Origin of the sequence: Microbacterium sp. LB12 (assembly GCF_037150835.1) — a bacterium.
Lineage (GTDB): Bacteria > Actinomycetota > Actinomycetes > Actinomycetales > Microbacteriaceae > Microbacterium.
This window is the reverse complement of sequence record NZ_JBBCPF010000002.1, coordinates 237,071-262,864: the sequence shown is the minus strand read 5'-3', so window position 1 is coordinate 262,864 and position 25,794 is coordinate 237,071. Positions and strand designations below refer to the sequence as shown.

16 protein-coding genes are annotated in these 25,794 nt (G+C 69.6%); 4 read left to right on the top strand and 12 right to left on the bottom strand.

The features are described 5' to 3' along the window. Window positions 1-11: 11 nt before the first annotated feature. From WFM69_RS05755 to WFM69_RS05740, 4 genes are all read right to left on the bottom strand, one after another. Complete coding sequence (locus WFM69_RS05755) at window positions 12-6,062, bottom strand: Ig-like domain-containing protein (protein WP_337002584.1); 6,051 nt, start codon at window positions 6,060-6,062, stop codon at window positions 12-14. 147 nt (window positions 6,063-6,209) lie between these two features. Further along, window positions 6,210-6,779 (bottom strand): DNA-3-methyladenine glycosylase I, encoded by a 570-nt coding sequence (locus tag WFM69_RS05750; RefSeq protein ID WP_337002582.1) that lies wholly within the window; start codon window positions 6,777-6,779, stop codon window positions 6,210-6,212. A gap of 41 nt (window positions 6,780-6,820) precedes the next feature. Then, entirely contained in the window at window positions 6,821-7,660 is an 840-nt protein-coding gene (locus WFM69_RS05745; protein WP_337002580.1) for a PfkB family carbohydrate kinase, read from the bottom strand. A gap of 12 nt (window positions 7,661-7,672) precedes the next feature. After that, complete coding sequence (locus tag WFM69_RS05740) at window positions 7,673-8,458, bottom strand: GntR family transcriptional regulator (RefSeq protein ID WP_337002578.1); 786 nt, start codon at window positions 8,456-8,458, stop codon at window positions 7,673-7,675. Window positions 8,459-8,598: 140 nt separating this feature from the next. On the opposite strand from WFM69_RS05740, the gene WFM69_RS05735 reads away from it, so the two are divergent. Continuing rightward, on the top strand, window positions 8,599-10,011 hold the full coding sequence (locus WFM69_RS05735; RefSeq protein ID WP_337002576.1) for an MFS transporter: 1,413 nt from the start codon (window positions 8,599-8,601) through the stop codon (window positions 10,009-10,011). A gap of 52 nt (window positions 10,012-10,063) precedes the next feature. Continuing rightward, window positions 10,064-11,041: a nucleoside hydrolase gene (locus WFM69_RS05730; RefSeq protein WP_337002574.1), complete on the top strand. Its 978-nt coding sequence runs from the start codon at window positions 10,064-10,066 to the stop codon at window positions 11,039-11,041. 112 nt (window positions 11,042-11,153) lie between these two features. On the opposite strand, the gene WFM69_RS05725 is transcribed toward WFM69_RS05730, so the two are convergent. The 5 genes from WFM69_RS05725 to recQ all read right to left on the bottom strand — a co-directional run bounded on the left by WFM69_RS05725 (window position 11,154) and on the right by recQ (window position 21,841). Further along, window positions 11,154-13,211 (bottom strand): acyl-CoA dehydrogenase family protein, encoded by a 2,058-nt coding sequence (locus WFM69_RS05725; RefSeq protein WP_337002572.1) that lies wholly within the window; start codon window positions 13,209-13,211, stop codon window positions 11,154-11,156. A 31-nt stretch (window positions 13,212-13,242) separates the two neighbouring features. Then, entirely contained in the window at window positions 13,243-14,331 is a 1,089-nt protein-coding gene (locus WFM69_RS05720; protein WP_337002570.1) for an HTTM domain-containing protein, read from the bottom strand. Continuing rightward, on the bottom strand, window positions 14,328-15,137 hold the full coding sequence (locus tag WFM69_RS05715; RefSeq protein ID WP_337002568.1) for a DUF5819 family protein: 810 nt from the start codon (window positions 15,135-15,137) through the stop codon (window positions 14,328-14,330). Before WFM69_RS05715 ends, WFM69_RS05720 begins: the two co-directional genes overlap by 4 nt. An 80-nt stretch (window positions 15,138-15,217) precedes the next feature. Continuing rightward, window positions 15,218-19,555: a choice-of-anchor G family protein gene (locus WFM69_RS05710; protein ID WP_337002566.1), complete on the bottom strand. Its 4,338-nt coding sequence runs from the start codon at window positions 19,553-19,555 to the stop codon at window positions 15,218-15,220. A 249-nt stretch (window positions 19,556-19,804) separates the two neighbouring features. Next, window positions 19,805-21,841: a DNA helicase RecQ gene (gene recQ / locus WFM69_RS05705; RefSeq protein ID WP_337002564.1), complete on the bottom strand. Its 2,037-nt coding sequence runs from the start codon at window positions 21,839-21,841 to the stop codon at window positions 19,805-19,807. A 135-nt stretch (window positions 21,842-21,976) separates the two neighbouring features. Here recQ and WFM69_RS05700 point away from each other — a divergent pair, with 135 nt between their 5' ends. Further along, window positions 21,977-22,321 (top strand): GNAT family N-acetyltransferase, encoded by a 345-nt coding sequence (locus WFM69_RS05700; protein WP_337002562.1) that lies wholly within the window; start codon window positions 21,977-21,979, stop codon window positions 22,319-22,321. Next, window positions 22,318-23,235 carry a pirin family protein gene (locus tag WFM69_RS05695; protein ID WP_337002560.1) on the top strand — a complete coding sequence of 306 codons (918 nt, stop codon included), beginning with the start codon at window positions 22,318-22,320 and terminating at the stop codon, window positions 23,233-23,235. The genes WFM69_RS05700 and WFM69_RS05695 overlap by 4 nt, the downstream gene beginning before the upstream one ends. Window positions 23,236-23,246: 11 nt before the next feature. Here WFM69_RS05695 and WFM69_RS05690 read toward each other — a convergent pair whose 3' ends face one another. The 3 genes from WFM69_RS05690 to WFM69_RS05680 are packed head-to-tail and all read right to left on the bottom strand — an operon-like array spanning window position 23,247 to window position 25,791. Continuing rightward, window positions 23,247-24,704, bottom strand: a complete 1,458-nt coding sequence (locus WFM69_RS05690; protein WP_337002558.1) for a sodium/solute symporter — start codon at window positions 24,702-24,704, stop codon at window positions 23,247-23,249. Next, window positions 24,701-25,075, bottom strand: a complete 375-nt coding sequence (locus WFM69_RS05685; RefSeq protein ID WP_337002556.1) for a heavy metal transporter — start codon at window positions 25,073-25,075, stop codon at window positions 24,701-24,703. Before WFM69_RS05685 ends, WFM69_RS05690 begins: the two co-directional genes overlap by 4 nt. Further along, window positions 25,072-25,791, bottom strand: a complete 720-nt coding sequence (locus WFM69_RS05680) for a LytR/AlgR family response regulator transcription factor (protein ID WP_337002554.1) — start codon at window positions 25,789-25,791, stop codon at window positions 25,072-25,074. Before WFM69_RS05680 ends, WFM69_RS05685 begins: the two co-directional genes overlap by 4 nt. Between the last annotated feature and the right edge of the window lie 3 nt (window positions 25,792-25,794).

Genomic DNA, 25,794 nt, shown 5'->3' with positions numbered 1-25,794 from the left:
AAGGGGTTCTGCTACCACTGTCGATGCTCGTAGTCGGTGCCGCCGATGGTGACCCACACCTCGTAGCCACGGCCGCCCATGCCGTGGAAGCAGCTGATCTCCACGGCGCCGTTGGACGGGATGCTCCAGGTGCCGCCGCCGGCGAAGCGGGGGCCCGCGCTCGGAGCGTTGCTGTTGCACCACACCTGGTAGTCGCCGCCCGGGAAGTTCGACGTGTTGATCACGAACTTCGCGCACGTGCCGTCGGTGCACTGGCCCGGCCAGTTGCCCGCGGTGCCACGGGTCACCCACGCGCGCGGTGCCGGCGGCGGCCCGGAGCTCGCCGATGCCGAGGCCTCGGACGTCCACTGCCCCGCCGCGTCCTGCGCGCGGACCTTGATGCTGTAGCCCTGGTTGTAGCCGTTGCCGACGTTGCGGGTGCCGGAGATGCCGACGTTCTCCCAGCCGCCGCCGTCGATGCTGATCTGCACGACGCTGATGCTCCGGCCGTTCGGAGATCCACTGGCGTTCCAGTTCAACTCGACCTGTGTCGTCAGCGGGCGCGCGCTCGCGGCCGGCGCCTTCGGGGGCCCGTAGGGGTTGCCGGTCGCGGAGTTCGACACCGCTCCCGAGTAGGTCACCCCATCGACGGTGGCCACTGCTCGGAGTTCGACGGTGTAGTTCTGGCCGTTCGTGAGGCCGCCGATCGTGGTGCCCGACAAGCCCGTCCAGGTACCGCCGTTGAGCCGGTACTGGTAGCTGACCTCACTCGTCTTCGCGCCATTGCGCGAGCCCTCGTTGTAGCTGATCTGCAGTGCGCGGTCGTTCTCCTTCACCACCTTGAGGCTGGTGGGCGCTCCCGGGGCGGTGACACCGCGGCGCGGCGCGGATGCCGGACTCCAGTCACCCCACCCTGCCTTGTTGTGCGCGCGGATGCGGTAGGTGTACGCGGACTCCGAGGTCGGCACCACGACGGCTTGACTCGTCGCCTGGGCGCCCGGGGTGATCGTGCGCACGGTCTGCCCGTTCGAGATGACCTCGAGCTGGTAGCTGTCGATCGCGTCGCCGTTCTTGTCCGGCGCGACCCACTGCACCTGCATCTGCGCCTGGTTGTCGACGGGATCGAGCTGCTGCGTGGTCGGTGCAGCAGCGGCCTTGGGCGGCCCTGCGGGGATCTCGGATGCCGACCAGCCGCTCCAGCTGGAGGGGTCGGGAGCGCGGTTGTGCGCCTGCACCCGCACCTGGTAGTTCGAGCCGTTCTCCAGCCCCTCCCAGGTGAGGGAGTTGCCGGTGACCTCTTTCTGGGTGATGCCCGACGGCGGTGCCGGCGAGATCTCGAGCGTGTAGCGGTCGACGGGCGAGCCCGGCGTGCTCGGGGTCGTCCACGCCACCTGCAGCGACTTGTCGCCGAACTTCAGCGACGGCGGGTTCGGGGTGTCCGGACGCGCATCCGGGCGCGCCGGCTCCGACAGGCTCGACGGCGCGGACTCGCCGACGCGGTTGGTCGCGGTGACCTGGAACGTGTACTCGACGTTGTTGGTGAGGCCGTCGAGCGTGCACGTGGTCGACTGGCACTCCTTGGAGTACGCGTTCCCTCCCACCGACTTCACGGTGTACTTCGTGATCTCCGAGCCGTTGTTCGACGGCGCCGAGTACGACACCACGACCGTGCGGTCCTGCACGCTGGAGATCGTGGGGACGCCCGGTGCGGCCGGCACGTCCTGCACGGTCACCACGATCTGCCCGTTCACCTCGCGGTCAGCGTCTTCCGTCGCATCCTGGATGCGGTAGCGCACGACCAGCGTGCCGACGAAGCCCGCGGCCGGGGTCACGGTGACCTCGTCCTTCGTGAACGACGCCTCGCCGCGGCCCGACTCCGTCACGGCGCCGACGATGGTGAGCGGCGTCTCCGGGAACGGGTTGAAGTCGTTCGCGAGGGCCTTCACCGTGATGCTCTTGCCCGCGTCGGCTTCGGAGACGGTGTCGGTGTTGGCGGTCGGCATGGACCGCGTCGATGCCGTCACGAGCGCGGTGACCGTGCCTTCGACCGGTTCGGTCTCGCCGTCCGAGACCCGGATCGTGAGGGTGGCCGTCGTGCCCTTCTTCGCGCTCGACGATGCCTCGACGAGCAGCTTGTCGCCGTCGACCTTGGCGGAGATGCCCTTGCCGTCGCCGCCGACGAAGGAGTACTTGTGCTTCCCCTTGTCCTCGGGGTCGGGGTCGTCGGTGAGCGCCGCGAGGTCGAGGGAGGTCGCCGCCTCGCCCGGCGCGACGTTGACCTGTCCCTGCACGAACGTCGGCTGCTGGTTCTCCGGCGGCAGCACGTTGATCGGGATGCTGAGGGTGGCCTTGCGCCCCTCGGGGTCGTCGGGTCCGGTGCCGTCGGTCACCTCGAAGGTGAGCGAGTCGGGCCCGAAGTACCCCGCGGCCGAGGTGTACACCAGCGTGTGGCCGTCGATGAGCAGATCGGAGCCGTCGGCGTTGTTCGCGCTGACCTTCGCCTTCTCGGTGATCGTCACCTCGCCGCCGCCGGCCACGGTCACGTACTCCGACAGGGGGAGCTTCTTGGTCTCGCCGCTGACGACCTCGACCGGCTTGGTGGAGGTGAGCGCCGGACGCAGCCCGTCCCGCGAGGGCACGAAGATGAACGCGGACGCCTGCAGCCCGTCGGGATCGGTGAGCGTGTAGCGGATCAGCTGCAGCTCGTCGGTCACGGTGACGCGCACCTTGCCGTTGCCGAGCAGCGTGCCCCCGCTGTCGACCGTGACCTCGAGCTTGTCCTTCGTGCCGTCGGGATCCTCGTCGTTCTTGAGGATCTCGAGATCGGCGGACAGCCCGCCGTCGGTGAGGTCGGACGGCTGCAGCCGATCGTCACGGGCGACCGGCGCCTGCAGCGGCACGTCCTCGTCGACCGTGATCTGGAGAGTCGCCGTCGCCGTGGCACCGCGTGCGTCGCTCACCGTGTACTGCAGAGACGTCTCCATCTCGCGGTTCGGCACCTTCACGATCACGCGGTCGCCCGAGACGCGAGCCTCGAGGTCGTCCGGGACCTCCAGCCCGTCCTTGACGAGGGAGAGCTTGTCGCCTTCCGGGTCGGAGTCGTTGGCGAGCACCGGCACCGCGATCTCGCGGCCGGGACGCACCACCACGGCATCCTTCACCGCATACGGCGGTTGGTTGATCTTCTCGGCCGGGGCGATGCCCACCCGGATCGTGGCGACGCCCTCCTTGCCCAGACGATCGCGCACACGATATGTGAAGGCGTCGACACCGGAGGAGCCCTCCGCGGCCTCGTAGGAGAAGTAGTTCGGCCCGACCGCGGTGATGCGCCCCTTGGCCGGGCTGGAGTCGATGCCGAGCAGTTCGACCGAGTCGCCGTCGGTGTCGATGCCGTCGAGCGGCACGGCGATGTTGACCTCGGTGCCCGCGAGTGCGCGTGCCGTGAGGTCCTGCGGCCGCGGTGCGGCGTTCGTCTCCTCGTCGACCGGCAGGATCTGGATCGTGACGTAACCGGCGGCCTTCTGCATGCGCGAGTCGGCGACCTCGTAGGTGAGGTAGACGGTCTTCGCCTCCGGCCCCGCCTTGAAGCGCACCTCGTCCTGCGAGACGAACGCCTCGCCGTCCTCGGGATCGACGGTCTCGACGAGCTCGGGCTCGACGTGCATGACGTCTTCGCTCGGGTGCGAGTCGTTGTCGAGCACGGGGATCGTCACGACGTCGCCGACCCGCACGGTGGCGGTGTCGGGGTTGGCGATCGGCGGGAGGATCGCGTCGGGCGCGGGGATCGGGATGACGACGACCTCGCCGTCGGCCGACTTCGACCCGTTGGAGATGCGGTATCCGATGCGCACCGGTTCGTCGAGGGCGCCCTGATCGGTGATGCGGAGGGTCTCGTGGTTGAGCACGGAGACCGAGATGCCGCTGCTGGGCTCGACCGTGACCGACTGCACGACGAGGATGCCGCCCGCCGGGTCGGTGTCGTTGTTGAGCACCCCGAGCAGCACATCGCCGCCGGTGGGCAGCAGCGCGACGTCGCGCACCGCGACGGGCGGGAGATCGGTCTCGGACTCGGGCAGCACGTCGATGCGCACCAGCCCCTCGCCGTTCTTGGGCCCCGTCGTCACCTGGTACTGCACGTAGTAGACGCCGGTCTTCTCGGCGGAGAACGTGAACGTCTTGTTCGGCAGGTCGGGGAGGATGGTCGCCCCGGCGGTGTCGAGCACGCGACTGAGGCGCAGCGGCTCACGGCCGGCGCTGGTGTCGTTGGTCAGCGGGGCGACCGTGACCTGCTCGCCCGCGCGCGTGACGACGTGGTCGGCGTTGGTCTTCGGGTTGGTGGATCCCTGCGGGCGCACGTCGAGCGCGATCGTCGCGGTCCCGACCTCTCCCGACGCGTCGGCGACGGTGACCAGCACATCCTTGCGGCCCTGCAGGCTCGCGGTCGCCTTGTACGTGATCTGCCCGTCCTTGCGGAAGTCGACCTCGTCGCCTGGGGCGGGGACCACGTCCTTCAGGTAGATGTCGTCGCCGTCGGGGTCGATCCAGTCCGGGAGGATGTTGTACGAGATCGTGCCGCCGCTCTCGACCGCGAGCGAGGTCTTGCGCTTCGAGGTGGGGGCGGAGTTCTCGTTCCAGTCGTGCACCGTGAGGGTGACGACCGCGGTGTCCTTGCCCTTGCGCCCATCGTCGACCTCATATGTGAAGGTGGCGGTGCCCGAGGCCTTCTCGTCGACCGCGATCTGCAGCGCACCACCGTTGTTGATCGGCTGCACGGTGCCGATCGACGGCTGCGCCTCGGCGAGGGCGGCGACCAGCACGTCGCCGTCGGGGTCGTTGTCGTTGTCGAGCACGGGGAGCAGCGTCGTGGCGCCGGGGCGCACGCCGTACGAGTCGTCCTCGGCGATGGGCGGCGTGTTCTCCTCGCTGCGCTCCGGGAGGGTGGTCTCGACGGTCTCCTCGGTCGAGTCGTCCTGATTCTCGGTCTCGCCCTCGGGCGGCGTCAGGTCGTTCCAGTTGTCGACGCGCTGCAGGCTCTCGTTCGCCATCCACGCGGCGCCGCCGATCGCGTCGTTGAGGATGATGACGTCGCGGTTCACGCGGAACGTCAGACTCGTCGAGTCCTCGGCGCCGTCGATCGGCGCGTTCACGTCGTTCCCGTCGCCGGGGCAGTCGCGGATGAAGGTGGCGGAGCCCGCCCAGGCGCCGTACGTGCAGCCGCGGAGCCAGACCGGGGCGGCCGCAGTACCCGCACTGCCCGCCGAGGTCTGCTCGGGGTCGCTCCCGTCGAGCGGCACGCGCACGAGCGCCGAAGGGGTGGCGATCGCGACGGCGTCGGTCGCGGCGGAGGCCTGCTGCAGCACGGCATCGGCCGCATCCGCGACCTCGGTGCGGAAGCCTCCGGGTGTCGTGACGACCCCGCCGGCCGCATCGAGCACGACCGGGGTGCGTCCGACCGCTGTGATGGTCGGGCGCTTCGACAGGTCGAGCTCGCCGACCGACGCGGTCGACGGGTCACCGGGTGCGCCCTCGTTGTCGACCGGGACGGTCACGACCTCGCCGCGTTCCCCGGAGAGGCCGAACACCGTGCCGTCGTCGCCGACGGTCACGTCCGCGCTGTCACCGAGCTCGGCGGTCGGCTCGGCGGCCTCGATCTCGAACGAGGAGATGCCCTTCACGGGCACCACCCAGAGGTCGCCGGAGTCCTCGTCGAGGATCGCCGCGGTACTGCCGCCCAACGCCACCTTCGCGGATGAAGGGATGACCGTGGAGTCGCCGAGCGACACACGCGCCGGGTCGACGGCGGTCACGGTCGACGCACTGTCGTCGACCACGAGCACGTTGGCGGCAGCCTGGAGGACGTCGTAGTTCTCGCTCGTCGTGCGCAGACCGCCGTCGAGGATCGTGGACTCGTTGTTGAAGTGGCCGACGAGCAGGCTCGAGGTCTTGGTGATCCAGACGCCGCCGTCGTTCAGGTCGACCTTGGTGGTGGGGAATCCCTCATAGGTGAAGGCCATGGTCGTGATGGCGATGACGCCGACCGTGACCCCGGCGGCGGACGCCAGTGTCTTGGGTCGCTCGCGCATCCATGACAACGCCTTCATACCCGGTTCCCCCCAGGGTGACACTCTCAGATTCTCTCGACCGCGGGCCTACCGGCCCACGAAGCACCCGTTCATCCTAACCGCGACGCAGAATACTGCTCGATGGGCAGATTTCCCCATCGCCACGGCTCACGCCCGCCAGCATCCCGCGATGTGATCGTCGACCATGCCCCCCGATTGCATCAGCGCGTACATGGTGGTCGGACCGACGAAGCGGAACCCGCGACGACGCAGCTCCTTGCTCAGTGCCGTCGACTCCGCCGTGACTGCCGGAACATCGGCGAAGGATGCCGGTCGCACCTCGGACGCCGGTGGCGCGAACGACCACATCAGCGCGTCGAACTCTCCCTCGGCCATGCCCCGGACGATGCGGGCGTTGCCGATGGTCGCCTCGATCTTCGCGCGATTGCGGATGATCCCCGCGTCGGCCATCAGACGCTCGACGTCGTCTTCCCCGAACTCGGACACGATCTCGGGCTCGAAGCCCGCGAACACCTCGCGGAAGCGCGGTCGCTTGCGCAGGATCGTGATCCACGAGAGACCGGCCTGGAACCCCTCGAGCGCCATCTTCTCGAACAGGGCACGATCGCCGTGCAACGGTGTTCCCCATTCCTCATCGTGGTAGCGACGGTACTCGTCGTCGTCACCCACCCAGGCGCAGCGGTCGCGGGCGTCGGGGCCCGTGAGAAGAGAGGTCATCCGTTCAGGCTATCCGCGGCGACCGACATCGCCATCGGCGCTCAGCGCGGGAGGTAGGTGTCGTACGCGGAGAGCAACGGCTGCGAGCGCGGGTCGGCCACCGCGGCCGCACCGACGGCGCAGGCGGCGGCGAGCGCGTCCGCCGCGGGCACGCCGGAGGCGAGTCCGATCGTGAGCGCGGCGCAGAACGCGTCTCCCGCTCCGACCGTGTTCTCCACCGTGGTCTTCACCGCCGGGGCGGACGCGACCTCCACACCCGACTCGAACAGCCGGGCTCCCTCCGCACCGTAGGTGACGGCGACGCGCTTCGCCGTGCGCAGGGCGGGGATGAGCGCGTACTCGGTCTCGTTCACGATGATCAGGTCGGCACGCTCGCGCACCACCTCGGGAAGGTCGCGGGCGGGTGCCGCGTTGAGAGCCAGGTATCCGGGAACACGCTCGGCGAGCTCGACCACGAGATCCATCGAGATCTCCAGTTGCGCGAGCACCGCCTCGTCGGCACCGAACGCGACACCGTCGAGGTCGACGTGGCCGTTCGCTCCTTCGCAGACCGCGATCTGGTTCTCGCCTTCGCGGTCGACGACGATCAGGGCCACACCGGTGAGCTCATCGCTGGTCCGGATGCCGGCGGTGTCGACTCCAGCCGCATCGAGCTCCGCTCGCATCCACGCGCCGTCGGCATCGGTGCCGACGGCGCCGATCATGCGCACGCGCGCGCCGAGCCGTGCGGCCGCGGCGGCCTGGTTCGCTCCCTTGCCGCCCGCTTCCCGCACCAGGCGGCCGCCGCCCACGGTCTCACCGGCCTGCGGCAGCCGGTCCGCGCGCGCGGTCAGGTCGACGTTGATGCTGCCCACGACGGTGAGCGGAAGAGGTGTGGTCACGGGGACTCGCAATCAGGAGGTGGTCTGGACGACGGAGAGGTGGCCGACGCGGGAGGAGACGATGCACTTGGCGAGGTACACCGGCCGCCCGCCGCAGGTCACGGTCTGGGTGAGGATGAGCACGGGATCGACCGGCCGGAGACCGAGGAGCGCGCCGCGGGAGGAGCCGACGACGTTGACGGTGATCTCGCACACCGCCGAGTCGAAGGTCGCCCCGGTCTGCTCGCGCAGGGCTGCGAGCACACTCGACGACGATGCCGCCGCCTTGTCGAGCCCGTCGGCGATCTCCTGGCTGATGTCGCTCAGGTAGCGACCGGCGGGAAGGTGCTCCTGCAGGATCGCGACGGGTTCGCCGTGCCGTTCCACGACGGCCTCCCGGAACCAGGTGTTCGCCGCGGGATCGAGCGCCAGCTTGCTCGAGGTGAAGTCGGTGGTGGACTGCAGCTCGAAGTTGATCGGGCGCACGACCACATCGTCGTCGCCGTCGGAGAGCGCCTGCTCGAGAGGACGCAGCTCTTCCAACCCCACCCGCGGCAGATCGTCGGCGACGAACCGGCCGATACCGCGCCGCGTGATGATGAGGCCGTCCTCTTCCAGGAGCATCAGTGCTTCACGCACGACCGTGCGGCTGACGCCCAGCGCGACGCCCAGTTCGGTCTCGCGAGGAAGCGCCGAGCCGAGCTCGAAGACCCCGGAGCGGATGCCGTCGGCGATGCGCGAATAGACCGCGACACGGAGCGGCTGCCCCACGGTGCTCGTCAGGCTGCGACCGAGGAACCGATCGATCTCATTCGCCATATCGCGCTCCTTCCGTGGCCGCTCCGGTCTGAGCACCCTCCGTATTCAAGCACGAGAAGTCACCCGTTGACCATGTATGACCGAAGAGGTATAACATCATACAAGCCTCACCCGAGGGCATCCCTGACGAAGGAGTCTCCGTGCACACCCACGCCCCCACCGCCTCTCCGGGCCCGATCACCCGAGAGCCCGTCCACGGCCCCCGGGCCGTCGCACTCGTGGCGACCCTGATCCTCGGCGTGCTCTCGTACCAGCTCAACGCGAGCATGATCACCCCGGCCCTCCCCGACATCGCGACGCAGCTCGGCGAGGACATCGGCCAGGTGTCGCAGGTGTCGTCGCTGTTCTTCGTCGCCGGCGCGGTCGGCGGAGTGGTGCTGGGGCGCTGGAGCGACTTCATCGGCCGCAAGCGCGCGCTGTTCATCGTGCTCGGCCTGCTGTCGATCGGCACCCTGCTGTGCCTGTTCGCGCCGAACCTGACCGTGCTCCTCATCGGGCGCGTGCTGCAGGGCGCATCGAGCGCCGCCTTCCAGCTCGCCTACGTGATCCTCAGCGAATCGCTGAGCGCCAAGGTCTTCGGAACCACGCTGGGCATCATCACCGCCGTCAACGGCGGCGTCGGCGGGGTCGACGGCTACATCGGCGGACTGCTGAGCGAGACCTTCGGGTTCCGCTCGATCTTCGTCGTCATCTTCCTCGTGGGCATCCTCGCGATCGTGTGCGTCGCCCTGGTCATCCCCTCGTCCTCCGGCGGCGTCTCCCCCGGCCGGATGGACTGGTGGGGAGCAGCCGTGCTCTCGATCGCCCTGATCAGCGTGACCTACTTCGTCTCGTCCGGACCCAGCGCCGGCTGGCTGTCGCCGATCACGATGCTCTACCTCGCGGGCACTATCGTTGCGCTGGTGGCGTTCGGGTTCATCGAGAAGAATCGCGTCACCCCGCTCATCGCCGTCCAGCACCTGCGCTCCCGCCAGGTGTGGCCCGTGCTCGCCACCACCGTGCTGACGCTGTCCAGCGTCTTCGCCGTGATCAACTTCACGGTCGTGCTGCTCAGCCAGGACAGCACCAACGGCTTCGGACTCGACGCCGCCACGGCCGCACTGCTGTTCCTCGCACCGCCCGCTCTCATCGGCGTCTTCGCCGCTCCCCTGTCGGGCTGGCTCGCCGGGCGCAAGGGGTGGATCCCGATCCTGCGCATCGGCATGATCGCCTGCCTCGTCCTGCTGATCGTGATCGCGCTGATGCCGCAGAGCTTCTGGGTCGTGTTCGCCATGATCGCGCTGCTCGGGGTGACCTACAACGGCATCGTGCTCACGACGATCAACGGTCTAGGCGTCGTGCAGTCCCCGGCAGAGGCCCCGGCCGCACTCCCGGGGCTGAACGGCAGCGCCTTCGGGATCGGCGCCGGCCTCGGTATCGGCATCGTCGCGCCGTTCGCCGCGCAGGGCACGCCCGGCGGCTACGTCACGGCGCTGTGGATCTCGGTCGGCATCACCGCGCTCGCCCTCATCACCAGCTTCCTGATCACGCCCCGCACCGCGGTCGCGAACTGAATCCTCGGGCGGCCGCACCCCGCGGCCGCCCTCCCCCACACTGGAGCACGACATGTCCCACACCCCCGCCCGCCCCGTCTACTTCGACTGCGACACCGGCATCGACGACTCGCTCGCCCTCGCCTACCTCCTGGCCTCGCCCGAGATCCAGGTCGTCGGAATCGGCACCGTCAGCGGCAACACCAGCGCGGCCCAGGCGGCCGCGAACACGCTCGGCCTGCTCGCCCTCGCCGGACGCACCGACATCCCGGTCGCCGTCGGCTGCCACGACTTCCTGAGCCACCCCTTCGACGGCGGCGCCCCGCACGTGCACGGCAACAACGGCATCGGCGAGATCGACCTCGCGCCCGCCGAGCGCCTGCCGGAGGACGAGGACGCCGCGCACATGCTGATCCGCCTCTCGCACGAGTACCCGGGAACGCTCGAGGTCATCACGGTGGGCCCGCTGACGAACATCGCCACCGCGCTCGCTCTGGACCCGACGCTCCCGTCGCGCGTCTCGAACCTCACTGCGATGGGCGGCGCCGCGCTCGTGCCGGGGAACATCACCCCCGTGGCCGAGGCCAACATCGGCAACGACCCGGAGGCGGCTGCCGCGACGCTCTCCGCGGCCTGGCCGGTCGTGCTCGTGCCGCTCGACGTCACGATGGAGAACGTGTTCGACGAGGACGACCGCGCAGCCCTCCTGGCGTCGGACATCCCGCTCACCCGGGCCATCGGCGACATGCTCGGCTTCTACTTCGACTTCTACGTCGACACCTACGGCGAGCGCTGCAGCGCCCTGCACGACCCCCTCGCAGCAGCGATCGCCGTCGGCGGGGTCACTCCCACGAATGCCCCGGCGGTCGCCGTGGTGGTCGACACGTCACAGGGACCCGCACGCGGCCAGGTCATCTGCGACCTGCGCGGGCAGCGCCGCGGTCCGCACGATCAGCCTGGCGCGAACGTGCGCGTCGCGCTCGGCACGGATGCGCCGCTCGCGCCGCAACTCGTCGCCCGGTTGACCGGCGCGGAGGTCCTGGTCGCCTGACCCCCGTCGCACTCGCCGCCGTGCACGACCCCTCAAGAAGCTGACCCCGCACGGAGAAAACGGGCGGAATCGTGTGATCCCGCCCGTTTTCTGAGGAGTTGCGTGCGCGGCGTCAGCGCTGCTTCTTCTTGAGCGCCTTCTCCTGGATCGGGGCCTGACCCGACGCGGCGAGGTCGGCGTAATACGCGCGGGCCTCGTCCTGACGCTGCTTCTCCGCACCGCTCGCGATGGGCGCACGCACGTGCTCCGGCTCGTAGCCGAACGCGTTCACGAGGTCGAGCGAGTACGGGCGCAGGCGGGCGCACAGACGGTCGATGTAGCTCGACACGGCCGCGGCGCGCTGCGTCGACAGGCGTCCGTTGATCAGGTGCCAGGCGAGGTGCTTCTCGATGAGCTGAAGACCGAACAGGTCGCGCAGCCACGTGAGCACCTTCTTGGTGTCGGCATCCTCGATCTGATGCACGGCGTCGGTGAACGCCTCCCACTGCAGCAGCTCTCCGTGCGCACGGGCGGCCTCGATGAGCTCGGCCTGGTTCTCGTTGAACAGGCGCGCGCCGAGGGCCTTGTCCTTGGCACCGGGACGCAGTCGGGCGGCGATGTCGGCCACCATCTGCTGCACGCGCCCGGCGAGCAGGTCGTGCTGCTGCTCCTCGCGGAGCCCGCGCTCGACCGAACGGCTCACCTGACCGAAGTCGGAGACGGCCTGGCCGAGCTGGCGGAGCCCGGCGCCGTGGAACACCTTGCCCGCGGTCATCCCGACCGCGAACTTCGCGAGGGCCGCCGCGTCCTTGCCCTGGAACTGCTTGGCGTAGTCGGTCAGCAGTCGCTTGCCGACCAGCTGCAGGAGTACGTTGTTGTCGCCCTCGAACGTGACATAGATGTCGAGGTCGGCGCGAAGCCCGACCAGACGGTTCTCGAACATGAAGCCGGCACCGCCGGTGGCTTCGCGGGCCTCCTGCAACGTGTCGAGCGCATGCCAGGTCGACAGCGGCTTGAGCGCGGCGGCAAGGGTCTCGAGGTCTTCACGATCGGCCGGAGTGTCGGTGCGGCCCGAGAAGACGCCGTCGAACTTCTGCAGGAACTCGTCGTGCGCGAAGATCTGCGCGTACGTGGTGGCCAGACGAGGAAGCAGGCGGCGCTGGTGCTTGCCGTAGTCCATGAGTACGACTTCCTGCCCGTCCGCGCCGTCGAACTGGCGACGCTGGGTGGCGTAGGTGATCGCGATGTGCAGACCGAGCGCGGACGCCCAGGATGCCGCGCCGTCGAGGGACACGCGCCCCTGCACCAGGGTGCCGAGCATCGTGAAGAAGCGGCGGCCGGGGCTGTCGATCGCGCTGGAGTAGGTGCCGTCGGCAGCGACGTCGCCGTAGCGGTTGAGCAGGTTGGTGCGGGGGATGCGCACGTGGTCGAACGAGAGGCGGCCGTTGTCGATGCCGTTGAGACCGCCCTTGAGACCGTCGTCCTCACGGCCGATCCCGGGAAGGTCGACGCCGTCCTCGCCGCGCAGCGGCACATAGAAGCAGTGCACGCCGTGGTTGACACCGTTGGTGATCAGCTGTGCGAAGACGGTCGCCGCCACGCCGTGCAGCGCCGCGTTGCCGAGGTACTCCTTCGTCGCCCCGCGGAACGGGGTGTTGATGACGAACTCCTCCGTCTCCGGGTCGTACGTGGCTGTGGTGCCGACGGCGGCGACGTCGGAGCCGTGACCGATCTCGGTCATCGCGAAGGCGCCGGGGATCGACAGGTCCATCACGCCGGGCAGCCACTTCTCGTGGTGCTCCTTCGTCCCCAGCTGCAGGATCGCCGAGCCGAACAGTCCCCACTGCACGCCCGACTTGATCTGCAGGCTCGGGTCGGCGACGACGAGCTCCTCGAAGCCCGCGATGTTCGCACCGTTGTTCTCCTCACCGCCGAGCGACTTCGGGAACGCGCGGTGCACCGCCTTGTTCTCGACCAGCAGGTGCAGCTGGCTCAGCACACGTTCGCGGTGCTCGTCCTTGCCGAGCTCGTCCTTGCGCCAGAACGCGGAGTCCTTGATCATCTCGCGGGCCTGGCGGCGGACGTCGCCCCAGGTCCCCATCAGGAGTTCGTTGACACGCGCGACGTCGATGGCGGGAGTGGCCGACTCGGCGATCGGGGTCTTCGTGGGGCGAACGGCAGCGTCGACCATGAACGTTCCTCTCAGAGAAGGTGGAATGCTCTCATGGTAGGACTCCGACAACTTCCGGCGAAGTCGGCTGTACCTCCTCTCCAATTGGCCCACGGGGCGTGCCATCGTCTGGTTGTCGAGTGCTCACAGTCCCGCGCCGGCGCAGGGTCCGACGCCGTACGACACGCGTGTGCACCCACAGTTGCGCGCGCCTCCAGGTGACATCGCGGACGAAGATCATGTCGCTGAAGATCATCACCAGCGAGAAGAACGGCAGCGACATCAGGATGCCGATGCTCGCGTGCATCCCCGTGATCGCGATGAGCCCGGCGATGCGCGTCCACCGATTGAGGAGGGTGAACGGGAACAGCAGTTGCACGTAGACGCTCAGCCAGGAGGCCACGAAGATCGCGGGCGTCACGTGCCAGGCGATCTCGTTGAGCCACGGGATGAGGATGAACTGCTCCAGACGAAGCGGGTAGTAGGCGGCGATGCCGTCGGTCCACATCGACCCCTGCAGCTTCCACAGCGCACTCGTGATGTAGACGATGCACAGCTGCGCGCCGATCAGGATCACGGCGATGTTGTTCGACAGCACGGGCACCCAGCGCGGCAACGCGTGTCCGCGGATCGCGAGCGGCCGCTCTCCCCCGCTGAGCCGACGTCGACGGGCATCGAGCGACCAGCGACGGGATGTGTCGGCCAGCAGCAGGAACAGGAGCATGACCCGGAAGGTCTGGTAGTGCCCGGTGTTCAGCACCAGCGGGTTCGTCGAGGCGTAGCCGAGCCACAACACGACGAACAGGGGCGAGATGACGCGCATCCGCCAGCCCAGCAGGTACGCCACCGCGACCGCCACCAGCACCGCGAGCTTGAGGAAGGTCAGCCAGTCGGGATCGCCGCGCGAGAACAGGATCGAGATCGGCCACAGATAGGAGTTCACGCCGCTGGGACGGTAGAGGGACTCCCCCCACCGCGAACCCTCTCCGAACGTGTAGGAGTAGTCCGGCAGGTAGAGGAGGATGCTGACGATCGTGAGCCCAGCGAAGCCGATGCGCATCACGGCCAGACCGTAGGTGGCGTGACGACGGTCGAGCAACCAGTGCAGCAGGCTGTCCCACAGGCGGGCGACGGCGATCATCCGGCGTCCTCGTCGTCGGTGAGCGACCCGGTGACCCCCGCCGCATCGGCCCAGTGCAGGAACGTGCGCGCGAAGGCGTCCTCGCTCTGCTGCGACCACTCCAGCACGGGACGCCACCCGAGCCTCGTATAGGAGGAGCTCGGGCGCACGGCATCGGGGTCGTTCCGGTCCTCCCACCGGACCACGGGACTGTACACCGACCGGGTCTGCACGGCGATGATCTCGCCGTCATCCGCCCACAGCGCGCGCGCCGCCTGCGTCGCATAAGAAGTGGTGTAGTTCGTCGCCCGGATGAACGCGCGCACGTCGTTCGCATTCGCGCCGTCAACCGCGAGCAGCGCCTCGTTCAGCGCGGCCAGATCGCCCGTATCGTGGAAGTTCCTCTCGGCGATCGCTTTCTGCGCCTCCGAGAGCTTGCCGTAGGACGTCATCAGCTGTTCGGCACCGATCACCGTGAGCTGCTTGCGCAGGACGCGCCGATACGGTTCCGCGAGCTCGATCGCCGTGACGTCCACCCACTTCGTCTCGACGCGTTCCCCGTTCGATTTCTCGACCCACGCGCGCACCCACAGATCGCGGTCCGCGCTCGCGGGGTCCGGTGCGAAGATCCGATAGTCCTGCACGAAGTACGGACGGATGTAGGCATCCGCCGCGGCCCCCGGCAGGGCGGTGTATTTCACTTCGGTGGACGGGACGTTGAAGACCGCAGTGAGGAAGATGTGCGTCGCGGCCACCACGAGGGCCACCGCACTGACGACCTTCGCCGCCGTCGGAATCGATGACGGCTTCGTCGACGTCTGGGTCATGTGCGTCCTCTGCTCGCGGTGATGAGGAGACGTTGGCGGCGCCCGAGCCTGGGGACCTCGGGCGCCGCCGATGATGTCGGTCACGTCTTGGACGCGACCTCCACCAGCCTTCGTCGCGCACCCGCGGCGAGGATTGCACCGGCCAACAGGGCGAGGGCGCCCCAGGCCAGGAATGGTCCGGACTCACCACCGGTCGTCGCGAGACCCGCGGCCACCACCCGGAACTGGATGGACACCGCCCCGGACTCCGCTCCGGTGAGCGTGACCGTGTGCGTGCCGAGATCCTGCGTCGACCCGATCGTCCAGGTGAAGGTGACCTGACCGGCCGCGTTCGCGGTCTGCGTGCCGAGGTTCACCGGGTCGGACTGCACGACACCCGTGACCTGCTCGCCCGGTTCGAACCCGGTTCCCGTGGCCGACTGGACCTGTCCGCGCTCACGCACGGGGTAGGCGATCGTGATCCCGAGCTGCGCACCCGGATCCGTTCCGGTGTCCGTGCCGGTGTCGGTTCCGGTGTCCGTCGCGGTATCCGTTCCGGTGTCGGTGTCCGTCCCCGGATCCGTGTCCGTCCCGGATCCCGGGTCGGCACTCGTGTCTGTACCGGTGTCCGTGTCGGTCGCTGTGTCCGTGTCGGTCCCGGTGTCCGTGTCAGTCGCCGTGTCCGTGTCCGTACCGGTGTCGGTCGCCGTGTCGGTGTCGGTTCCGGTGTCGGTGTCGGTTCCCGTGTCCGTGTCCGTGTCCGTCGCCGTGTCCGTGTCGGTCCCGGTATCCGTGTCGGTCCCGGTATCGGTTCCCGTGTCCGTGTCCGTCCCGGGGTCGGTTCCGGTGTCCGTCGACGGATCGGTGTCCGTCCCGGTATCCGTGTCCGTACCGGTGTCCGTGTCGGTCCCAGTATCCGTGTCGGTCCCGGTATCCGTGTCGGTCCCGGTGTCCGTGTCGGTCCCGGTGTCCGTGTCCGTCCCGGTGTCCGTGTCCGTCCCGGTATCCGTGTCCGTGCCCGTGTCGGTGTCCGTACCCGTGTCGGTGTCCGTCCCGGTGTCGGTGTCCGTCCCGGTGTCGGTGTCGGTCCCGGGGTCGGTTCCGGTGTCCGTCGACGGATCGGTGTCAGTCCCGGTATCCGTGTCAGTCCCGGTGTCCGTGTCCGTCCCGGTGTCCGTCCCGGTGTCGGTGTCCGTACCCGTGTCGGTGCCAGGGTCCGTACCCGTGTCGGTGTCGGTCCCGGGGTCCGTCACCGGATCGGTGTCGGTGGCCACGGCCTCGACCACGAGCGGGGCATCGGCGGTGTTGCCGTTCTCGTCCTCGCCGACCACCGTGTAGTCGCCCGGCGCTGCCGAGCCCGGAACCGTGAGGGTCGTCCCCGCGGGCACGGCGCCGTTCGCGTCCGTCGTCACGGTGACCGGAGTGCCGACCGTGGTGCCGCCTGCGTTCTCGATCCGCAGCGTGACCACCGCGAGCGGAGGCCATCCGTCCGAGGTCACCGTGGTGGTGTCTCCCGGAGCGACCGGGCTGGTCGCGGCGAGCGTCGGCGTCCACGCGGCAACCGTGAGGTCGCCCTCTCCAGTGTTGCCGTCCGGATCCGTCCCGACGACCGTGTAGTCGCCGGGAGGAGCATCTGCCGGCACCGTCACCGTCGTTCCCGGCGGCACATCGCCGTTCCCATCGGTCGTCACGGTGACGGGATCGCCGACGGGGTCGCCGTTGTCGTCCTCCAGCTGGAACGTGACCTCCGTGTTCGGCGGCCACCCACCCGACGTGACCGTCGTGGTCTGCCCCGGCTTCACCGGCCCCGACGCCGTGACCGTCGGCGCCCAGGGCTCCACCGAAACGGTGCCTTCGCCCGTGTTCCCGTTCACGTCGGTTCCGACGACGTCATACGTCCCGATGTCCGTTCCTGCGGGCACCGTCAGCACCGTGCCCGCCGGCACGTTGCCCTCGGCATCCGTCGTCACCGTCACCGGAGCACCGATCGGATCACCCGACGCGTTCTGCAGCTGGAACGTGACCGACGTGTTCGGCGGCCACCCACCCGACGTGATCGTCGTCGTCTGCCCCGGCTTCACCGGCCCCGTGGCCGTCACGGTCGGCGCCCACGGCTCCACGACCAGGGGTCCCTGGGCGGTCTCGCCGTCGCCGACACCGACCACCACGTAGTCGCCGGGCACCGCAGTGACCGGGACCGTGAGCGTCGTTCCCGCCGGGATCGCCCCGTCGCCATCGGTCGTGACCGTCACGGGGTCACCGACGGTCGTGCCGCCGGGGGTCTCGATGTGGAGCGTCACCGACACTCCGCTCGGCCACCCACCCGAGGCGACCGTCGTCGTCTGGCCCGGCTTCACGGGTCCCGACGCGGTGAGCACGGGTGTTCCCGGAACAGCCAGGACCGTCAGCGATCCCTCGGCCGTGGTGCCGAACTCATCCTCGCCGCGCACCGTGTACTCGCCGATCGGCGATCCGGCGGGCACGGTCAGCGTCGTTCCGGCCGGGATCACCCCGGAGTCGTTCGTCGTCACCGTGACCGGTGAGCCGACCGCGTTGCCCGCAGGATCCTCGAGCTGGAACGTCACCTCGGCGAGACCCGGCCAGCCGCTCGACGTGAGCGTGGTCGCCTCACCGACCGTGACCGGCCCGCTCGCCGTGACCGTGGGCGTGTAGGGCTCGACCACCAGCGGGGCCTCCACCGTCACGCCACCTGCCGTCGCCGCGACCGTGTAGTCGCCCGCGGGGGCCGTGGGCGGAACTGTGAGCACCTGCCCCGGTGGGAACGCGCCATCCCCGTCGGTCGTCACCGTCACCGGGTTGCCGACCGCCATGCCGCCGGAGTTGCGGAGCTGCACGGTGACCGCGGTGTTCGCGGGCCAGCCGCTGGACGTGAGATCGGTCGAGAGTCCGGGCTTGACCGGGCTCGTCACCGAGATCACCGGTCCGAGAGCGTTGGGCCCGGCTTGCGCATGGGCGATCACGAGTGTTCCCACTCCGCCGCCACCCGCGATCGCACCGACCGTGAGGACGAAAGCGTCCTGGCTGTACACCGGGCCGTTGCTGGCCTGCACGTTGCCCCGCAGCGAGACCACACCGTTGAGCAGGCTCACCGCCGGAGCGATCGCCGTGATGATGTTGTTCACGGCAGTGGTGACCGTCGGCACGACCGTGTTCACGACACCGCCCGGTCCGAGCAGCACGTTGTTGATCGGCGTGGCGAGGGCGGCGAGCAGGGTGCTCACCGTGATCGGCACCGCGAGTCCGGCCGCCTTCACCGAGATCGTCGCCGTCGCGGTGCCTTCGACGACGCTCTGCAGCGTCTGGTTCGGCACCGAGACCGTGATGCCCGTGCCGATGTCGACCACGGGCGTGGTGCAGGTGGGCCCGGTCCCGACGAGGCAGATCGCCGCGCCGATGTTCAGCGTGGCGGCGTTGAGGGTGCTCCGAAGGGTGGTCTGCACGAGCGTCGGCACGGTGTTCAGCAGCGTGCCGACGCGGTTGATCAGGCCGGTGAGGACCGGCGCGGACAGCACTTCCTCGTTCACGCCGAGGTTGTTCAGCCCGTGTCCCTCGACGTTCGTGAGCAGCGCGTCGAGATTCGCCGACACCACCCCCGTGCGCAGGTTCACGGTCACCACACCGTCGGTCAGCGGCGTATCGAGGATGTTGTTGATCGCCTGGTTCACCGTGGTGGTGATCGTGATGTTGAGACCCGGGTTGCCCAGCAACGGGGCCAAGGCGCTGTTGAGCCCGGCGAGGGCCCCGGCGAGCAGGCCGTTCGGGCCGGTCAGCGTGTTCACCGCCGCGTCGACCGTCGAGACCACACCGCCGGTGCCGGTCAGCGTGTTCGTCAGCCCGGTGATGGCAGGAAGCTGGAGCGTCACGTTTCCGCCGGCCACGTTGTAGTCGCGGGTGACCGCACCGTCGCCGGCGAGCGCTACCTCCGCGCTGATGGCGTTGAGCGACACGTCCAGGTCGGCGACGACGGAGGTCACCGTGCTGCCGAGGAGTCCCTGCAGGTTGATCGCGGCGTTGGACGGGTAGGCACCTCCGCCCGTGGTGTCGATCACGCCGTTGTCGGCGACGGCCCCCGCGGCGGCGCGCGAGGTTCCGCCGTTGCTCGACTGCGAGTACTGGTTCACCGCCCCGAGGGAGATGAAGTTCGACAGCGGCACGCTGAGGCCGCTGGGGATGCTGAGGCTGAGGGCGTTGAGCGCGCCGAGGTTCAGGGCACCGGTCGAGGTGTTGGGCGCCGTGCTCGATCCATCGTGGGAGGTCTGCACCCCCTGCAGCGCCACGACATCATCGAGGGATATGCCCCCGAGCAGCAGGCTTCCCGACAGGAAGCGGGAACTGGAGGCAGACTCGTCTCCCGGAGCTGCGGACGCCGCTGTCGGCGCCATCACACCTCCGACGACCACTGCACTGATCGCCGCCACTGCAAGGATTCTGCGCTTGCGCAGAGTCCTCCTGTTGCCACTGAACATCGACTGCCCTCCTGCTAATCCGGACCGAAGTCCGACTCATCAGGCCCCCCCAGGAACCGGCAACATCGCCGGTCAGGCGCAAGTACGAATTTTCTACGACACCTCCGACGGAATATCTACCCTTTTCTTGAATTCCATTTCAGGAATATGCGGGCACGCCAGTGAAACCGCACCGGGACCGGGGCGGGGAGGCGGGGAGGCTCACCCTGCGGAGATGACCGCGAGCACGCCCTCGCCGTAGTCCTGCCGCTTCTTCTCACCGATGCCGGTGATGCCGTCGAGGGCGGCGAGCGACGACGGACGATGCTCGGCGAGCGCACGGAGCGTGGCATCGCCGAACACCATGTAGGCCGGCTTGCCCTGCTCGCGGGCTGTCGCCGCCCGCCACGCGCGCAGCGCCTCGAACAGGTCGCGATCACCCGCATCGAGCGCATCGGCGGCACTCGCCTTGCGTGCGCGGGGCGACGACGTCGGGCGCCCGATCGTGTCCTTGCGCAGCGGTACCGCGGTCTCCCCCCGGAGCACGCCGGCCGCCTGCTCGCCCGGCGCGAGTGTGCCGTAGTCGCCCTGGGCGATCAGGATGCCGCGGGCGAGGAGCTGCCGCACGACACTGCGCCAGTCCTGGTCGGAGAGGTCGTTGCCGATGCCGTACGTGGCGAGGCTGTCGTGGCCCTGCTGCCGGATGCGCTCGGTCGATGCTCCACGGAGGATGTCGATCAGATGCCCGGCGCCGAACGCCTGATTGCGTTCGCGCTTGAGCCGCACGATCGTCGAGAGCAGCTTCTGCGCCGGCACCAGGCCGTCGAAGGTCTCGGTGTCGTCGAGGCAGGTGTCGCAGTTGCCGCAGGGCTCGGACTCCTGACCGAAGTACCCGAGCAGGTTCTGCCGACGGCACTCCACCGTCTCGCACAGGGCGAGCATCGCGTCGAGGTGCTGCCCCATCCGCATCTTGAACGTGCGGTCGCCGGGGCTCTGGTCGATCAGCCGACGCTGCTGCACGACGTCGCCGAGCCCGTACGCCATCCAGGCCACGGCCGGCTCGCCATCGCGCCCGGCGCGACCGGTCTCCTGGTAGTAGCCCTCGACCGACTTCGGCAGGTCGATGTGCGCCACGAAGCGCACATCGGGCTTGTCGATGCCCATGCCGAATGCGATGGTCGCGACCATGACGACCCCGTCGTCGCGCAGGAAGCGCGACTGGTGGGCCGCACGAACCTCGGCGGGAAGGCCCGCGTGGTACGGCAGGGCGTCGAGCCCCTGGGCGGCGAGGTACGTCGCCGTCTGCTCGACCGACTTGCGGCTGAGCGCGTACACGATGCCCGCGGCACCCTCGGGCTGGGAGCGGATGAAAGCCACGAGCTGCTTGCGCGGATCGACCTTGGGCACGATGCGGTACTGGATGTTCGGACGGTCGAAGCTCGCCACGAAGTGCTTCGCTGCTGCCCGCCCCGCAGAACCATCGAGGTGCAGCCGCTCGGTGATCTCCTTGTGCGTGGCCCGGGTCGCCGTGGCCGTGAGCGCCATGCGCGGCACGCCCGGGAACCGCTCGCCCAGGTCGCCCAGCGCGAGGTAGTCGGGGCGGAAGTCGTGGCCCCACTGCGACACGCAATGCGCCTCGTCGATCGCGATCACGCTCAGCGTGCCGCGCTGCAGCAGGGCCGTGGTGGCGGCGTTCGACAGGCGCTCGGGGGCGACGTAGATCAGGTCGAGCTCGCCGGCCAGATACGCCCGCTCGACCTCGCGCCGTTCATCGATCGCCTGCGTGGAGTTGAGGTACGCGGCGTTCACACCGTTGGCGCGCAGCGCGTCGACCTGGTCGTGCATCAGAGCGATGAGCGGACTGATCACGAGCCCGGTGCCCTCGCGCACGAGCGCCGGCACCTGGTAGGTGATGCTCTTACCCCCGCCTGTCGGCATGAGCACGACGGCGTCGCCGCCCGCGATGACCTGCTCGACGATCGCGGCCTGGTCGCCGCGGAACTCGTCGTAGCCGAACACCGAATGCAGGGCCTCGCGTGCGCTCGGGAAGCGGCTGGGTGTCGCGCGCCGCACCGTGGACGACGGCGTCGATGCCACCGGGGTGATGGGCCCCTGCCCCCAATCGAGCGGTGGTTCGAATCCCGCCCCCTGCGGCTCCCAGTCCATGGGTTCCGGCGGAACGGACTCCTCCCACCCGTCGTCGTAGGGCTCGTCGGTGTACGGCAGATCCGCATAGGGGTCACGAGGAGTCTGCGGCATTCCTCCAGCGTAACGACCCCCGCCGACGCGGGAGGCGCCTCCTTCCATCGCCATCCCGTGCCGGGTGCGCTGAACCGCCCGGCGTTGCGCACGCGGGCGTAGGTTGGACGGAGACCCTGCCCGAAGGAGTATCCGTTGACCGACATCACCGTGACCCGGAACGACGCCGCCTCGCGCTACGAGATCCGCTCCGACGACGTGCTGGCCGGCTTCGCCGAGTTCGACCTGCGCCCCGGCTCCATTCGCTTCCTCCACACCGAGGTCGACCCGGCGTTCCAGGGACAGGGACTCGCCGGAAAGCTGGCATCCGCCGCACTGACCGATGCGGTCGCGCACGGCGAGGCGATCGTCCCCCTGTGCCCGTACATCGCGAAGTACCTCGAGACGCACGAGATCGCGGGCGCCGAGATCCGCTGGCCGAAGTCTTCGCCGCACCACGTCGCTTCCGCAGGCGCAGACCCGTCGGGCCGCGCGGAATGATCGGCCAGCGCCGTCTCATCCTCGAACCGCGCGAGGTGCCGCTCGGCGGTGTCCGCGGCATGAACGTGCTGCGGGCGCTGCCGCATCGCAACCTGCCGACCATCGGCGCCTGGTGCTTCCTCGACCGGTTCGGTCCCGCCGACACCAAGATGCGCGTGGAGCCGCACCCGCACATCGGACTGCAGACCGTGACCTGGCCGCTCGTCGGCGAGATCCGCCACCGCGACTCGCTCGGCAGCGACGCCGACCTGCGCCGCGGACAGCTGAACCTGATGACGGCGGGTGATGGCATCTCGCACTCGGAGTACTCGATCGGCGAGGGCCCGGTGCCGCTCGACGCCCTGCAGTTCTGGGTGGTGCTCCCTGAGGCCACGCGCCACGGCGCCCCCGACTTCGAACGTCACACCGAGCTCCCGGGCGTGGTGCTGCCGGCCGACGAGGGGTCGGATGCCGAGGCGACGGTCGTGCTGGGCGAGTTCGCCGGAACGACCTCGCCCGCGACCGTGCACACCCCGATCGTCGGGGCCGAGATCGTGCTCGCCCCCGGCGCCCGCGTGCACCTGCCGCTGCGGACCGAGTGGGAGCACGCGCTCATGCTCGTCGACGGCGACGCGGTGGTGGCGGAGCATCCGCTCGACCGCAACGGCCTGCTCTACCTCGGCGACTCGCGCGACACGGTCGAGGTGTCGAGCGACGAGGGCGCCCTGCTGTTCCTGCTCGGCGGCGAGCCGTTCGAGGACGACATCGTGATGTGGTGGAACTTCGCCGGCCGCACGCACGACGAGATCGTCGCCGCGCGAGAAGCCTGGGAGGCGGAGTCCGACCGCTTCGGGGTGGTCGCCGGCCACGACGTGCGCATCCCCGCCCCTCCGCTCCCGCCCGTGCGGCTCATGCCCCGCAGCCGCAGGATCTGACGCGCGCTGCCTCAGCCGCGCTCGGGGGTGTGCACCCGCGCGAGGAAGCGCTCCGTACGCGGCGAGGGTCCGCGGGGGTCGAGCAGCGACACCACCACCGTGACGGCCGTCGCGAGCGGGATCGTCCACGCGGCCGGCTGGGCGAGATAGGGGGCGGCGACCCCGACGCCGTCGACCGCCGCATGCACGAGAAGGGCGAGTCCAGCCGCGATCCCGCCCGACAGCATCCCGGCCACGGCACCGCGCGCCGTCAGCCCGCGCCACCACACGCCCAGCAGCACCACTGGCGACAGCGTCGATGCGGCCACCACGAACACCACGCCGACGCTCGAGCCCAAGCCCGCCGGGGCGGTCAACAGCGCCACGGCGAGCGGCACCAGCGCACACAGCACGGCTGAGAGGCGGAACGAGCGCACCGAACCCGAGAACACATCCTGGCTGATCACCCCCGCCAGCGAGACGACCAGCCCGGCCGACGTCGCCAGGAACGCCGCGAACGCTCCCGCCACGATCAGCGCCGTCAGCAGCTCCCCGAACACTCCGGGGAAGACCCGCGACGGCAGCAGCAGCACCACCGTGTCGGCCACGCCCGGCACCGCGAGATCCGGAGCGGCGATGCGCGCCAGCAAACCCATCGTGCTCGACACGGCGTAGAACGCACTGACCATGCCGATCACGATCACCGTCGTCCGTCGCGCCGAGACACCCGTGGGGCTCGTGTAGAACCGCACCAGCACGTGGGGCAGCCCCATGGTGCCCAGCAGCAGCGCCAGCAGCAGTGACGCCGTCTCGTAGGCGTCGAACCCCGACGGGCCGGCCTCGACGGGGAAGACGAGAGCGGGATCGAAGTCGTGCGGCCCGCCGCTGAGGGCGAACGCGATGAAGACCACCGGCACGAGCAGGGCCGTGAGCTTGAGCCAGTATTGGAACGCCTGCACGTACGTGATCGCCCGCATGCCACCGGCGGCCACCGCCGCAGCCACCAGCACCGCGACCGTCACCGCACCCACCCATTCCGGCAGCCCGGCGACCACGAGCAGCGTGATCCCGGCACCGTGCAGCTGCGGCACGATGTAGAGCCACCCGATCACCAGCACCGCGATGCTGGTCACCCGGCGGGCAGAGGTCGACTCCAGTCGGGTCTCGATGAAGTCGGGGATCGTGTACGCACCGCTGCGGCGGAGCGGGGCGGCGACGAAGGCGAGCACCAGCAGGTACCCCGCCGCGTAGCCGATCGGGAACCAGAAACCGCGGGCACCGTCGAGCAGCACCAGCCCCGAGAGCCCGAGGAACGTGCCCGCCGAAAGGTATTCACCGCTGATCGCCGAGGCATTCCACACCGGCCGCACCGTGCGCGACGCGACGAAGAAGTCGCTCGTCGTGCGCGAGATTCTCAAGCCGTAGATGCCGATGAGCAGGGTCGCCACCACGACGAGCGCGACGCCGACGAGGTCCATGACGGCGTTCATTCGCGGTCCCGGAGCGCACGGTACCGCCGTTCGTTGCGGGCCGCGGTACGCACGTACAGCACGGCGAAGACCACGATGATCGGATAGAACGCGTACGCCTGCAGGAGCCACGACAGCGGGAGGCCCCACACCAGCAGCTGTCCGATCTCGGGGATGAGCGCGATCGTCAGCGTCAGCGCGATGACGACCACCACGAACCCGGCGACCGTCCCCAGCGCGAGACGGAGCTGGCTGCGCATGAGCGCGCGGGCATAGACCGCATCCGCCTCATCCACCGGCGCACCCGGCAGCGCGATGCCGCGCGTCAGGGCGCTCGGGCGTCGGTCGGGCAGGTCAGCCGTCACCCGCACGCGCTTCGGGGGCTCGGTCATCCGCTCACCTCCCCGCGCACGAGCGCCTCCCGCACCGCCGGCACCAGTCGGCGGCTGACCGGAAGCACCAGCGAGCCGATCGACACGGCGGGCTCCCCACCGGAGAGGCGGGCCTCGGTCACCGCCGTCATCCGCACGAGCGAGGAGCGGTGGATACGGAGGAACCCGGCCCCGGCCCAGCGGGTCTCGAGCTCGGAGATGGGGATGCGCACCAGGTGTCCGGTGCCGTCGCCGGTGTGCAGCCGCGAGTAGTCGCCCTGCGCCTGCACCCAATGGACATCGCTGCGGCGCACGAACCGTACAGTGGACCCGACGGTCACCGGCAGCAGCTCGTCGTCGCCCGACGCGGCGGTATCGCCGAGCTCGACCACTCGATCGATCGCCTGACGCAGTCGCTCCCGACGCACCGGCTTGAGCAGGTAGTCGACGGCGCGGAGCTCGAACGCCTCGACGGCCCTGGCATCGTCGGCCGTGACGAACACGACAGACGGCGGCTCGGCGAGGGTCAGCAGCGCCCGCGCCAACTCCGTGCCGAGCAGGCCGGGCATGTGGATATCGAGGAATGCGATCCGGACCGCCCGCTCCGACAGCTGCCGCAGGGCATCGGCTCCGCTTGTCGCCGTTCTCACGTCGCCGATCCGCGGATCCGCGCGCAGCAGGTGCACGAGCTCATCCAGCGCCGGCTGCTCGTCATCGGCGACGAGGACGTCGATCATGCG